The 12,903-nt window shown below is 59.9% G+C and carries 11 protein-coding genes; 8 read left to right on the top strand and 3 right to left on the bottom strand.

All coding sequences use genetic code 11. From position 1 onward, the window contains the following. Positions 1-76 precede the first annotated feature (76 nt). Together olsB and AB7M22_RS02640 are read left to right on the top strand one after the other, a co-directional pair. Positions 77-832 (top strand): L-ornithine N(alpha)-acyltransferase, encoded by a 756-nt coding sequence (olsB, locus tag AB7M22_RS02645; RefSeq protein ID WP_454185147.1) that lies wholly within the window; start codon positions 77-79, stop codon positions 830-832. Then, on the top strand, positions 832-1,626 hold the full coding sequence (locus AB7M22_RS02640) for a lysophospholipid acyltransferase family protein (protein ID WP_454185146.1): 795 nt from the start codon (positions 832-834) through the stop codon (positions 1,624-1,626). Before olsB ends, AB7M22_RS02640 begins: the two co-directional genes overlap by 1 nt. 92 nt (positions 1,627-1,718) lie before the next feature. Here the strand turns inward: AB7M22_RS02640 and AB7M22_RS02635 are convergent, their stop codons facing one another. Continuing rightward, positions 1,719-2,303, bottom strand: a complete 585-nt coding sequence (locus AB7M22_RS02635; RefSeq protein ID WP_454185145.1) for an acyl carrier protein phosphodiesterase — start codon at positions 2,301-2,303, stop codon at positions 1,719-1,721. Between the two features lie 155 nt (positions 2,304-2,458). On the opposite strand from AB7M22_RS02635, the gene AB7M22_RS02630 reads away from it, so the two are divergent. The 3 genes from AB7M22_RS02630 to AB7M22_RS02620 are packed head-to-tail and all read left to right on the top strand — an operon-like array spanning position 2,459 to position 5,020. Beyond that, positions 2,459-2,779 (top strand): ArsR/SmtB family transcription factor, encoded by a 321-nt coding sequence (locus tag AB7M22_RS02630; RefSeq protein WP_007903797.1) that lies wholly within the window; start codon positions 2,459-2,461, stop codon positions 2,777-2,779. A 2-nt stretch (positions 2,780-2,781) separates the two neighbouring features. Next, positions 2,782-3,948, top strand: coding sequence for an MFS transporter (locus tag AB7M22_RS02625; protein WP_008010859.1), 1,167 nt, complete (start codon positions 2,782-2,784; stop codon positions 3,946-3,948). A gap of 22 nt (positions 3,949-3,970) precedes the next feature. Continuing rightward, complete coding sequence (locus tag AB7M22_RS02620) at positions 3,971-5,020, top strand: alkene reductase (RefSeq protein ID WP_454185144.1); 1,050 nt, start codon at positions 3,971-3,973, stop codon at positions 5,018-5,020. A 77-nt stretch (positions 5,021-5,097) separates the two neighbouring features. Here the strand turns inward: AB7M22_RS02620 and AB7M22_RS02615 are convergent, their stop codons facing one another. Beyond that, a complete protein-coding gene (locus AB7M22_RS02615) occupies positions 5,098-5,982 on the bottom strand; it encodes a DMT family transporter (protein WP_427625727.1) in 885 nt (294 codons plus the stop codon). Positions 5,983-6,143: 161 nt separating this feature from the next. After that, positions 6,144-6,776 carry an efflux system transcriptional repressor EmhR gene (gene emhR / locus AB7M22_RS02610; protein ID WP_454185143.1) on the bottom strand — a complete coding sequence of 211 codons (633 nt, stop codon included), beginning with the start codon at positions 6,774-6,776 and terminating at the stop codon, positions 6,144-6,146. Positions 6,777-7,042: 266 nt separating this feature from the next. On the opposite strand from emhR, the gene emhA reads away from it, so the two are divergent. From emhA to emhC, 3 genes are read left to right on the top strand one after another with little or no spacing between them, the layout of a single operon-like run. After that, positions 7,043-8,200 carry an efflux RND transporter periplasmic adaptor subunit EmhA gene (emhA, locus tag AB7M22_RS02605; RefSeq protein WP_454185142.1) on the top strand — a complete coding sequence of 386 codons (1,158 nt, stop codon included), beginning with the start codon at positions 7,043-7,045 and terminating at the stop codon, positions 8,198-8,200. 3 nt (positions 8,201-8,203) lie between these two features. Beyond that, positions 8,204-11,368, top strand: coding sequence for an efflux RND transporter permease subunit EmhB (gene emhB, locus AB7M22_RS02600; RefSeq protein WP_454185141.1), 3,165 nt, complete (start codon positions 8,204-8,206; stop codon positions 11,366-11,368). Then, the gene (gene emhC / locus AB7M22_RS02595) at positions 11,368-12,828 is read left to right on the top strand and encodes an efflux RND transporter outer membrane subunit EmhC (protein ID WP_454185140.1); all 1,461 of its coding nucleotides are present in this window, start codon (positions 11,368-11,370) and stop codon (positions 12,826-12,828) included. The genes emhB and emhC overlap by 1 nt, the downstream gene beginning before the upstream one ends. The last annotated feature ends 75 nt before the right edge of the window (positions 12,829-12,903 follow it).

Raw genomic sequence — 12,903 nt, 5'->3', positions numbered from 1 at the left:
TGCACAACACGGCTGCATAAAGAAAGTCGATCGGCTGCAACCCAAGACGGGTGGCCAGCCCGCACGGAGACTCACAATGACTCAGATCGCCCGCATCAGCGACACCGGCAATGAACGCCGCCTGCAAGCCGAACGCCTGGTGGGCGCCGAGGCGTTGCAGGAAGCCCAAACCTTGCGCTTCAACGTGTTCAGCGGCGAATTCAACGCCAAGCTGAAAGGCGCGGAGCTGGGTCTGGACATGGATGACTATGATGTTCACTGCGCCCACATCGGCGTGCGTGACTTGAACACCGGGCGCCTGGTGGCGACCACCCGTTTGCTCGACCACACAGCGGCCAGCAGCCTGGGCAAGTTCTACAGCGAAGAAGAATTCAGCCTGCATGGTCTGGTCCATCTGAAAGGCCCGATCCTGGAAATCGGTCGCACCTGCGTCGACCCGGCCTACCGCAACGGCGGCACTATCGCGGTGCTCTGGGGTGAACTGGCCGAAGTGCTGAACCAGGGTGGCTACAGCTATTTGATGGGTTGCGCGAGCATTCCGATGCAGGACGGCGGCATTCAGGCCCACGCGATCATGCAGCGCCTGCGCGAACGCTACCTGTGCACCGAACACCTGCGGGCCGAGCCGAAGAAGCCATTGCCGACGCTGGATATTCCGTCCAACGTCATCGCCGAAATGCCGCCGCTGCTCAAGGCCTACATGCGCCTGGGCGCGAAAATCTGCGGCGAGCCGTGCTGGGACGAAGACTTCCAGGTGGCCGACGTGTTCATCCTGCTCAAGCGCGACGAGCTCTGCCCGCGCTACGCCAAGCACTTCAAGGCGGCTGTGTAATGAGCCGCTTGCGGGTGTACGCGCGAATTGCGCGAGTGCTTTTGGTGGTGACGCTGGGCTTGAGCATGGCCAGTGTGTTCGGGTTGTTCGAGCGACTGGGGATTGCCCATTCGATGGTCCGTCGCCAGCGCTGGTCGCGGTTTTTCATGGCGCGGCTGAGCAATGCCCTGCCCTTTCGCGTGACCGTGCATGGTGAATTGCCGAAGGCGCCGATGCTCTGGGTCAGCAATCATGTGTCCTGGACCGACATTCCGTTGCTGGGCATGCTCACGCCGCTGTCGTTCCTGTCCAAGGCCGAAGTGCGCACCTGGCCAGTGGCGGGCTGGTTGGCGGCCAAGGCCGGCAGCCTGTTCATTCGCCGTGGTTCTGGCGACAGTCAGTTGATCCGCAAACAGATGACCCGTCATCTGGAGCAGGAACATCCACTGCTGATGTTCCCCGAAGGCACCACCACCGATGGCCGCTCGCTGCGTACGTTTCATGGCCGTTTGCTGTCCGCGGCGATCGATTCCGAAGTGGCGCTGCAACCGGTGGCGATTCGTTATCTGCGCGATGGCAAGCTCGATAGCCTGGCACCGTTCATTGGCGATGATGATTTGCTCTCGCACCTGATGCGCTTGTTCGCCAATGATCGGGGTGAGGTGGAGATTCATCTGCTCAAACCGATCGAGTGCCAGGACCGGGAACGTGCGGCGCTGGCGTTCGAAGCGCAGCAGGCGGTGCAGAGGGCGTTGTTTGGTGAAGTCGCAAAACCTGCCGAGCCGCAGCACGCCGGCGAACTGATCGCTGCCTGAATCTGCTTTTGTAAATCTGCTTTTGTAGGAGCGAGGCTTGCCCGCGAAGCTTTTGGCGCCCTCAAGGGCCTCTTCGCGGGCAAGCCTCGCTCCTACGGGGATTTGTGTGACCGATTCTGGGCGAAATCCTGAAGCTGCGGATAGAACAACCGGAAATCCTCGCTCAACGGTTCATACAACCGCCGCAATTCCTGCATCGCCCCCGCCAACTCCTCCGGCCGGGTCAACCTGCGCGAAATCCCCCGCAATACCTGCTCTAGCACTTCGAATTCCTGATATGAACCCAGCCAATCATTAGCCACCATGTGCGGTGCAATCCGCGCCAGGCGCTCCGGCAGCTGCGGTTCGGCGGACAGCACCCGATAAACGTGCGCGGTGAACAGCTCAAGCGGTTGATCTGCGTAAAGCGTCCAGTCCCGCGCCAGGCAGTGGTCGAAAAACACATCGAGCACGATCCCGGCGTAACGCCTGCGAGTGAGGGAAAACCGCGACAAGGCGATGTCCACCAGCGGATGGCGGTCGGTAAACACGTCGATGCTGCGATGCAACTGAATGGCCGCTTCGATCTCCGGATCGAACTGCCCTTGCAGCCGTCCTTTGACGAAATCGCCATACAGACTGCCGAGCATTTGACCGGGGCGCTGGCCACCGAGGTGCAGATGTGCGAGATAGTTCATGCGCGCAGCTTAGCACTGCGCCATCCATATCGTTATAACCCGATATACCGATTTACACGGCCATCAGACCAAAATCATATTGGTATATCGCGAAGTACCGATTTAAAGTTCGCCTCATCGCGATATAGCGTTTTACTCATCACGAGCCCCAAATCATGACCATCGACCTCGACGAAATAATAAAAGCGCTGGCACACCCAGTACGCCGAGACATCCTCATCTGGCTGAAAGACCCCAAGGTCCAGTTCCCGGAACAGCTCCACAACCATGAGTACGGCATTTGCGCCGGACAGATCGATCAACGCTGCGGCCTGTCGCAGTCGACCGTGTCCGCCCATTTGGCGACCTTGCAACGGGCGGGACTGATCAGCAGCCAGAAAGCCGGTCAATGGCACTTCTTCAAACGCAACGAGGACGTGATTCAGGCGTTCCTCGACGCCATCGACAAGGAGCTCCGCGCTCCGACAAGGAACTGACAATGCCCCTCTCGCTACTCATTCTGGCCCTTAGCGCCTTCGCCATCGGCACCACCGAGTTCGTCATCATGGGCCTGTTGCCCGAGGTAGCAGCCGACCTTGGTGTGTCGATCCCCGGCGCCGGCTGGCTGGTGACCGGTTACGCCTTGGGCGTGGCCATCGGTGCACCGTTCATGGCACTGGCCACCGCCAGGCTACCGCGCAAGGCCGCATTGGTAGCGTTGATGGGCATCTTCATCATTGGCAACCTGCTTTGCGCCCTGGCCAGTGACTACAACGTCTTGATGTTTGCCCGTGTGGTCACCGCGCTGTGTCACGGCGCCTTCTTCGGCATCGGTTCGGTGGTGGCGGCAGGTCTGGTGCCGGCCAACAAACGTGCGTCGGCCGTAGCCCTGATGTTCACCGGCCTGACCCTGGCCAACGTCCTCGGCGTGCCGCTGGGCACCGCGCTCGGTCAGGAAGCCGGCTGGCGTTCGACCTTCTGGGCGGTGACCGTGATCGGTGTGATTGCACTGATTGGCCTGATCCGCTTCCTGCCGGCCAAGCGCGATGAAGAGAAACTCGACATGCGCGCCGAACTGCGCGCCCTCAAGGGCGCCGGCATCTGGCTGTCCCTGAGCATGACTGCGCTATTCGCTGCCTCGGTCTTCACCTTGTTCACCTATGTCGCCCCGCTGTTGGGCGAGGTCACCGGAGTCTCGCCACGCGGCGTGACCTGGACCTTGATGCTCATCGGCTTGGGCCTGACAGTCGGCAACATCATCGGCGGCAAGCTGGCGGACAAAAGCCTGGCTGCGACGCTGATCGGTGTGTTCATCACCATGGCGGTCGTGTCCACCGTGCTGACCTGGACCAGCATTGCCGTGATTCCAACCGAAATCACCCTGTTCCTCTGGGCCACCGCGTGCTTCGCCGCCGTACCCGCCCTGCAAGTGAACGTTGTGACCTACGGCAAGGCGGCACCGAACCTGGTATCGACCCTGAACATCGGCGCTTTCAACGTCGGCAACGCACTCGGTGCCTGGGTCGGCGGCAGCGTCATCGCCCACGGTTTCGGTCTCACCCGCGTGCCGCTCGCGGCAGCCGCACTGGCGGTACTCGCGCTGCTGGTGACCCTGATTACTTTCCGTCAGAGCGGCAATGCCGAACTGGCCCCTGTTACTAACTGATTTCTAACGAGGGTTGTATTAAATGACGACTATTTTCGATCCGATCAAACTGGGCGACCTCGAGTTGGCCAACCGCATCATCATGGCGCCGCTGACCCGCTGCCGCGCCGATGAAGGCCGTGTGCCAAACGCGTTGATGGCCGAGTACTACGTGCAACGTGCCTCTGCCGGCTTGATCCTCAGCGAAGCCACGTCGGTCACGCCAATCGGCGTGGGCTACCCGGACACTCCCGGTATCTGGTCCAACGACCAGGTGCGCGGCTGGAGCAACGTGACCAAAGCGATCCACGGCGCTGGCGGCAAAATCTTCCTGCAACTGTGGCACGTGGGTCGGATTTCCCACCCCTTGTATCTGAACGGCGAAGCACCGGTCGCGCCGAGTGCCATCCAGCCTAAGGGTCATGTCAGCCTGGTGCGTCCATTGGCCGACTTCCCGACTCCGCGCGCCCTGGAAACCGCTGAAATCGCCGACATCATCGACGCTTACCGCGTGGGTGCAGAGAACGCCAAGGCTGCCGGTTTTGACGGTGTGGAAATCCACGGCGCCAACGGTTACCTGCTCGACCAGTTCCTGCAAAGCAGCACCAACCAGCGCACCGACAACTATGGCGGTTCCCTGGAAAACCGTGCGCGTCTGCTGCTGGAAGTGACCGATGCCGCCATCGAAATCTGGGGCGCGGGCCGCGTGGGTGTGCACCTGTCACCCCGTGCCGATCTCCATGACATGGGCGACGACAACCTGTCCGAGACCTTCACCTACGTCGCTCGCGAACTGGGCAAGCGTGGCATCGCCTTCATCTGCTCGCGCGAAAAAGAAGCCGGCGACAGCCTCGGCCCACAACTGAAAGAAGCCTTCGGCGGCCCGTACATCGCCAACGAACGCTTCACCAAGGACAGCGCCAACGAATGGCTGGCCAGTGGCAAGGCCGATGCGGTGGCGTTCGGTGTACCGTTTATCGCCAACCCGGACCTGCCGGCGCGTTTGAAGACCGATGCGCCGTTGAACGAGGCGCGTCCGGAACTGTTCTATGCGAAGGGGCCGGTCGGTTACATCGATTACCCGGCGTTGTAAACGTCCGCCGTTGAAATGCAAAGGCCCCGACTCGAAAGAGCCGGGGCTTTTGCGTATGGACGATCAAAAGATCGCAGTCAGCGTTTGCGCTGCCCCCAGGCGACCGCGAGACCGCTGAGACAAATTACCGTGATACCGATCACGCCAAAGCTGTCCGGGGTATGGTCAAAGATCAAATACCCGTATATCCCGGCAAACAGGATCTGCCCGTAACTGAAGGGTGCCAGCATCGCCGGCGCCGCATGGCGGAAGGCCTGGGTCAGCAACATGTGACCGAGCATGCCGCAAGTGCCCAGCCCGATCATGAACAGGCCATGCAGCAGCGTCGGCGTGCTCCAGAAGAACGGCAACAGCGCAGTCATGATCAGGCTGTTGAGAATGCCGGTGAGAAAGTTGCTGGTGGTCGGGCTGTCGATACCGCTGAGCAGGCGGGTGAGCAATTGATAGAAGCCAAAACACAAGGCCGAGCACAGTGGCAACAAGATCGCCGGGGTGAACAGCGCACCACCGGGCCGCACGACGATCAACACGCCGACAAATCCACCCAGCACCGCCAGCCACTGATTACGGGTTACCCGCTCATGCAGCAACGGTACGGACAACGCGGTCACCAATAAAGGCGCAAGAAAAGTGACGGCTGTGGCTTCAGCCAAGGGGATGTAACGCAGACCGGTGGTGAAAAACAGGCTGGTGCCGATCAGGCACAGGGCGCGTAATAACTGCAAACCCGGACGCTTGGTGCGCACTACCACCGAGAAACCACTGCGTGGCACGAAAATCACCAGCATCAACAAGGTGTGCACCACGTAGCGTGCCCAAACCACCATCACGATCGGATAGAACCCGGACAAGTACTTGGACAAAGTGTCGTGACTGGCGAACAACAAAACCGCCAGGCAGATCAGCGCGATACCCTTTATCGGCTGCTCGGCGCCTTTGTAGCCCGGGTGGTTAACATTCATTCACACACTCGACACAAAATCCCTACAAAATACGTAGCTCGCTACCTATCAACCTGGCAAACGTACGTATATAAAAGCACCCCATTACAGAAAGGCGAGCGAAGCAGGGACATTCCCCGCTTCAAGTCTTGACACAAACGGATCCAATTACGCATTTTGTTTCAATTGCGCAGGCTGGGACTCAAGCGCAGCATATCCAACGCTGTATCGACACAGCGCTCGGCTTCGGTATGCAGTTGAAAACTGTCGGGAGCCAACAGCCACTGATACAGGATGCCATCGACGTACGCATGCAGACTGATGGCCGCGCGAGCAGTGTCGAGGTTTTCCGGCAACTGCCCGCGATTCACCGCATTACTCAGAGCCAGAGCGATTCGCACATTGCAATCGAGACTGGCTGTTCGGCGCTGCTGGCGCAGATCGCACATTTCATCGGTGAATTCGCACTTATGAAACAGAATCTCGTTGATGCGTCGGGTTTTCGGGTCCAGGGCAACTTGATGAAACAAATGAATCAGCAGTTTGCGCATGCAACCCAGCGGATCGAGTTCATCTTCGCTTTCACTGGCCTTGGCCATTTCATCCAGCGGCTCATGCAAGGTATCGAGCATCGCCTGCACCAGGTCCGCCTTGTTACTGAAATGCCAGTAGATGGCACCGCGGGTCACGCCGGCCAGGGTAGCGATATCCGCCAGCGTCGTGCGGGCCACGCCCCGCTCATAAAAGGCTTTTTCTGCCGCTTCGAGTATCTGGCTTCGGGTTTCTTGAGCTTCCTCTTTGGTACGACGGACCATGGCAGTAAAACCTCAATCAGGGGTGCTTCAGCGATGTCTGAATATCAGCTGAATAAAAGTGGGGCGAGCGCTCTTGGGCGTCTCATCAGGCCTACAATTCAAACCTTTGAACGGCTTTTGTAACCGGATGGGTACACCGCCAAGGCCTTTACAAACAACCATGAACGTAAGTATATTCCTTAGCAAGCTACTTATCCACCCGGCAGAAATTTTTTAACCTTCCACATTTCTTGTGCGCAATTTGCGCGCCTGACCCGAGGATCTTCATGCAATTCAAGCCAGCTGTTACCGCTCTGGTTACTGCCGTCGCCCTGGCATCGCTGCTCAGCGGATGTAAAAAGGAAGAGGCGGCACCTGCCGCACCAGCCCCTCAGGTCGGCGTCGTAACCCTGCAACCTCAAGCCTTCACCCTGACGTCCGAACTTCCGGGGCGCACCAGTGCGTTCCGCATCGCCGAAGTTCGCCCACAGGTCAACGGCATCATTCTCAAGCGACTGTTCAAGGAAGGCGGCGACGTCAAGGCCGGTCAGCAGCTCTATCAGATCGACCCATCGGTTTATGACGCGACCCTGAAAAGCGCCGAAGCCAACCTGCGTTCGACCAAGTCGATCTCCGACCGCTACAAGCAACTGGTCGACGAACAGGCTGTCAGCCGTCAGGAATACGACACTGCGCTGGCCAACCGCCTGCAATCGGAAGCGTCCCTGCAGAGCGCCCAGATCAACGTGCGCTACACCAAGGTTTACGCACCGATCTCTGGTCGTATCGGCCGTTCGTCGGTGACCGAAGGCGCGCTGGTCAGCAGCGGCCAGACCGACGCCATGGCCGTCATTCAGCAACTGGACCCGATCTACGTCGACGTCACCCAGTCTTCGGTGGAGCTGCTTGAGCTGCGCCGTGAACTGGAAAGCGGTCGCCTGCAAAAAGCGGGCGACAACGCCGCCGCGGTCAAGCTGACCCTGGAAGATGGCAGCCGGTACAAGGTGGACGGCAAGCTTGAGTTCTCGGAAGTCTCGGTTGACCAGACCACCGGATCCGTGACCCTGCGCGCCGTGTTCCCCAACCCCGATCACACCCTGCTGCCGGGCATGTTCGTTCACGCCCAATTGCAGGCCGGCGTGAACAGCGCGGCGATTCTGGCTCCGCAACAAGGCGTGACCCGCGACCTCAAAGGCACCCCGACCGCACTGGTCGTCGGTCCGGACAACAAGGTCGAACTGCGTCAGCTCAAGGCCAGCCGTACCGTTGGCAGCCAATGGCTGATTGAAGATGGTCTGAAGGCAGGCGATCGCGTGATCACCGAAGGGCTGCAATTCGTCAGACCTGGCGTTGAAGTCAAAGCCACTGAAGCCACTAACGTTGGCGCCAAGAGCCCGGCCCCCGCACAGGCAGCTAACACAGCTGTCGGCGGCAAAGGGGAGTAAACCATGTCGAAATTTTTTATCGACCGTCCGATTTTCGCCTGGGTGATTGCCCTGGTGATTATGCTGGTCGGGGCTCTATCGATCCTCAAACTGCCGATCAACCAATACCCGAGCATTGCGCCTCCGGCCATTGCCATCTCGGTGACCTACCCAGGCGCATCCGCACAAACCGTGCAGGACACCGTGGTGCAAGTGATCGAGCAACAGCTCAATGGTATCGACAACCTGCGTTATGTCTCGTCGGAAAGTAACTCCGACGGCAGCATGACCATTACCGCGACCTTCGAGCAGGGCACCAGTTCCGATACCGCGCAGGTTCAGGTCCAGAACAAGCTGAACCTGGCCACCCCACTGCTGCCGCAAGAAGTGCAGCAACAGGGTATCCGTGTCACCAAGTCCGTGAAGAACTTCCTGATGGTCATCGGCGTGGTGTCGCGCGACGGCAGCATGACCAAGGACGACCTGTCCAACTACATCGTGTCTAACATGCAGGACCCGATCTCGCGCACCGCCGGTGTCGGTGACTTCCAGGTCTTCGGTGCCCAGTACGCGATGCGGATCTGGCTCGACCCGGCCAAGTTGAACAACTACAACCTGACCCCGGTGGACGTGAAAACCGCCATCGCGGCGCAAAACGTCCAGGTATCGTCCGGTCAACTCGGCGGTTTGCCGGCCCTGCCCGGCCAGCAACTGAACGCTACGATCATCGGCAAGACCCGTCTGCAGACGGCCGAGCAGTTCAAGGCGATCTTGCTGAAGGTCAACAAGGACGGCTCACAAGTGCGTGTCGGCGACGTTGCGGACGTCGGTCTGGGCGGCGAAAACTACTCGGTCAGCGCCCAGTTCAACGGCAGCCCGGCCTCCGGTCTGGCGGTAAAACTGGCCAACGGTGCCAACGCCCTCGACACTGCAAAAGCCTTGCGCAAAACCATCGACGACCTGAAACCGTTCTTCCCGGAAGGGATGGAAGTGGTGTTCCCGTACGACACCACCCCGGTGGTGACCGAGTCGATCAAGGGTGTGGTTGAAACCCTGGTCGAAGCGATCGTGCTGGTGTTCCTGGTGATGTTCCTGTTCCTGCAAAACTTCCGCGCCACCGTCATCACCACGATGACCGTGCCGGTGGTATTGCTGGGTACGTTCGGGATCCTCGCGGCGTTCGGTTTCAGCATTAACACCCTGACCATGTTCGGTATGGTGTTGGCCATCGGCTTGCTGGTGGACGATGCCATCGTCGTGGTGGAAAACGTCGAACGGGTCATGAGCGAAGAAGGCCTGTCACCCAAGGAGGCCACCAAGAAATCCATGGGGCAGATCCAGGGTGCGCTGGTCGGTATTGCCCTGGTTCTGTCGGCAGTACTGCTGCCGATGGCGTTCTTCAGTGGCTCCACCGGTGTGATTTACAAGCAGTTCTCGATCACCATCGTTTCGGCCATGGCCCTGTCGGTGCTGGTAGCGTTGATCTTCACTCCGGCGCTCTGCGCCACCATGCTCAAAGCGATTCCAAAGGGTGAGCACGGCACGCCGAAACGCGGCTTCTTCGGCTGGTTCAACCGCAGCTTCGACCGTGGCGTCAAAAGCTACGAGCGCGGCGTCGGCAACATGCTCGCGCACAAGGCTCCGTACCTGCTGGCGTACCTGATCATCGTGGTTGGCATGATCTGGCTGTTCACCCGTATTCCAACGGCGTTCCTGCCGGAAGAAGACCAGGGTGTACTGTTTGCTCAGGTGCAGACACCGGCCGGTTCCAGCTCCCAGCGCACGCAAGTGGTCGTGGACGAAATGCGCGAATTCCTGCTGCGTCCGAGCAAGGAAGGTGGTGAAGGTGACGCAGTGGCCTCGGTGTTCACCGTGACCGGCTTCAACTTCGCCGGCCGTGGCCAGAGTTCGGGTATGGCGTTCATCATGCTCAGACCGTGGGACGAACGTAACGCTGACAACAGCGTGTTCAACCTCGCGGCCCGTGCCCAGCAGCACTTCTTCACCTTCCGCGACGCCATGGTGTTTGCCTTCGCGCCACCGGCGGTACTGGAACTGGGTAACGCCACCGGTTTCGACGTGTTCCTTCAGGACCGCGCCGGTATCGGTCACGAGAAGCTGATGGCGGCACGTAACCAGTTCCTCGGCATGGCGGCGCAAAGCAAGGTCTTGTCGCAAGTCCGTCCGAACGGCTTGAACGACGAGCCGCAATACCAACTGGAAATCGACGATGAGAAGGCCAGCGCCCTGGGCGTGACCCTCACCGACATCAACAACACCCTGTCGATTGCCTTGGGCAGTAGCTATGTGAACGACTTCATCGACCGCGGTCGGGTGAAGAAGGTTTACGTGCAAGGCCAGCCGGGTGCACGCATGAGCCCTGAAGACGTCAAGAAGTGGTACGTGCGCAACAGCGCCGGCACCATGGTTCCGTTCTCGGCGTTCGCCAAGGGTGAGTGGATTTACGGTGCGCCGAAGCTGTCGCGTTACAACGGCGTAGAAGCGATGGAAATTCTCGGTGCCCCGGCTCCTGGGTATTCCACCGGTGAAGCGATGGCCGAAGTCGAAGCCCTGGCCAAGAAACTGCCGGCCGGTGTCGGTATTTCCTGGACTGGCCTGTCGTACGAAGAACGTCTGTCCGGCTCGCAAGCGCCAGCGTTGTACGCCTTGTCGCTGCTGATGGTGTTCCTGTGTCTGGCGGCGTTGTATGAAAGCTGGTCGATCCCGATCGCGGTCATGTTGGTAGTGCCGCTGGGGATCATTGGTGCTCTGATGGCGACCAGCCTGCGTGGCCTGTCCAACGACGTGTACTTCCAGGTGGGGCTGTTGACCACGATTGGTCTGGCGGCGAAAAACGCCATTCTGATCGTCGAGTTCGCCAAGGAACTGCATGAGCAAGGACGTAGCCTGCGCGATGCCGCGATCGAAGCCTGCCGGATGCGTCTGCGACCGATCATCATGACCTCGCTCGCGTTCGTGCTCGGTGTGGTTCCACTGGCCATTTCCACCGGCGCAGGTTCGGGTAGCCAACATGCGATCGGTACCGGGGTGATTGGCGGTATGATCACAGCCACTGTGCTGGCGATCTTCTGGGTCCCATTGTTCTTTGTCACCGTGTCGTCCATGGGTCAGCGCAAAATCGCAGACCAAGATGATGACGCTATTGAACCTTCTAAAGAGGCTGGCTAATGAGCAAGTCGCTACTCTCCATCGCAGTCGCCGCCTTCGTGCTGAGCGGCTGCTCGCTGATACCCGATTATCAGCAGCCTGAAGCACCGGTGGCGGGCCAATACCCACAAGGCCCGGCGTATTCGCCGGCCCAGGCGCCTAACCAGGCCGCCGCCGAACAAGGCTGGAAGCAGTTTTTCCACGACCCGGCGCTGCAACAGCTGATTCAAACCGCGCTGGAGAACAACCGTGACCTGCGCGTCGCGGCGCTGAACATCGATGCTTATGCGGCTCAGTACCGCATTCAGCGTGCCGATCTGTTCCCGGCCGTTTCGGCCACCGGCAGCGGCAGCCGTCAGCGAGTCCCGGCACGGGCCTCGCAAACCGGTGAAGCGGCCATCAGCAGTTCCTACTCGGCCACCGTCGGCATCAGCGCCTATGAACTCGACCTGTTCGGTCGGGTTCGCAGCCTGAGCGAAGAAGCCTTGCAGAAGTACTTCGCCACAGAAGAAGCACGCCGCAGCACGCAGATCAGCCTGGTGGCCAGTGTGGCCAATGCCTACCTGACCTGGCAGGCTGACAAAGAGCTGTTGAAACTGACCCAGGAAACCCTCGGTGCGTTCGAGGAGAGCTACAAGCTCACCTCGCGCAGCAACGAAGTGGGCGTAGCCTCGGCGCTGGATCTGGCCCAGTCGCGTACCTCGGTGGAAAACGCCCGCGCACAACAGGCCAAATACACCCGTCAGGTCGCTCAGGATGAAAACAGCCTGGTGTTACTGCTCGGCACCGGTATCCCGGCCAATCTGCAAGCGGCCAAGCCACTGTCGGACGACCTGCTGAGCGAAGTGCCGGCCGGTCTGCCGTCGGACTTGCTGCAACGCCGTCCGGACATCCTTCAGGCCGAGTACAACCTCAAAGCTGCCAACGCCAACATCGGCGCGGCACGGGCTGCGTTCTTCCCGAGCATCAGCCTGACCGCCAATGCCGGCTCCCTGAGCCCGGACCTGTCCGGTCTGTTCAAGGGCGGTTCGGGCACCTGGTTGTTCCAGCCGCAGATCAACCTGCCGATCTTCAACGCCGGCAGCCTGCGCGCCAGTCTGGATTACTCCAAGATCCAGAAAGACATCGGCGTGGCGAACTACGAGAAGTCCATTCAAACGGCCTTCCAGGAAGTCGCCGATGGCCTGGCCGCACGCCAGACCTACACCGAGCAGTTGCAGGCTCAGCGTGATTTCGTCAGCGCCAACCAGGACTACTACCGTCTGGCCGAGCGTCGCTACCGCATTGGTGTCGACAGCAACCTGACCTTCCTCGACGCCCAGCGCCAGTTGTTCAGCGCCCAACAAGCGCTGATCACCGATCGCCTGGCGCAGCTGACCAGTGCGGTCAACCTGTACAAGGCGTTGGGTGGTGGCTGGAATGAACAGACGGCGAAGAACGAGCCGTTGAAAGAAGAAGCGCCGAAGATGAAGTTGTTCTGATAGCGCGGTAAAAACACGAAGCCCACCGATTGGTGGGCTTTTTGTTGAGCACGAAAAAGACAATGCATTGCCCGC

The sequence above is a fragment of the Pseudomonas sp. ADAK2 TE3594 genome (genome assembly GCF_053628675.1).
Note: the sequence above shows the minus strand (reverse complement) of the source record. Positions and strands in the feature narration are given on the sequence as shown.

Bases quoted from the DNA above. Each gene is read 5' to 3' on its own strand.
- AB7M22_RS02615 (WP_427625727.1), bottom strand. From the start codon at position 5,982: ATGAATGTTAACCACCCGGGCTACAAAGGCGCCGAGCAGCCGATAAAG.
- AB7M22_RS02635 (WP_454185145.1), bottom strand. From the start codon at position 2,303: ATGAACTATCTCGCACATCTGCACCTCGGTGGCCAGCGCCCCGGTCAA.
- AB7M22_RS02630 (WP_007903797.1), top strand. From the start codon at position 2,459: ATGACCATCGACCTCGACGAAATAATAAAAGCGCTGGCACACCCAGTA.
- olsB (WP_454185147.1), top strand. From the start codon at position 77: ATGACTCAGATCGCCCGCATCAGCGACACCGGCAATGAACGCCGCCTG.
- emhA (WP_454185142.1), top strand. From the start codon at position 7,043: ATGCAATTCAAGCCAGCTGTTACCGCTCTGGTTACTGCCGTCGCCCTG.
- emhC (WP_454185140.1), top strand. From the start codon at position 11,368: ATGAGCAAGTCGCTACTCTCCATCGCAGTCGCCGCCTTCGTGCTGAGC.
- AB7M22_RS02620 (WP_454185144.1), top strand. From the start codon at position 3,971: ATGACGACTATTTTCGATCCGATCAAACTGGGCGACCTCGAGTTGGCC.
- AB7M22_RS02625 (WP_008010859.1), top strand. From the start codon at position 2,782: ATGCCCCTCTCGCTACTCATTCTGGCCCTTAGCGCCTTCGCCATCGGC.
- emhB (WP_454185141.1), top strand. From the start codon at position 8,204: ATGTCGAAATTTTTTATCGACCGTCCGATTTTCGCCTGGGTGATTGCC.
- emhR (WP_454185143.1), bottom strand. From the start codon at position 6,776: ATGGTCCGTCGTACCAAAGAGGAAGCTCAAGAAACCCGAAGCCAGATA.
- AB7M22_RS02640 (WP_454185146.1), top strand. From the start codon at position 832: ATGAGCCGCTTGCGGGTGTACGCGCGAATTGCGCGAGTGCTTTTGGTG.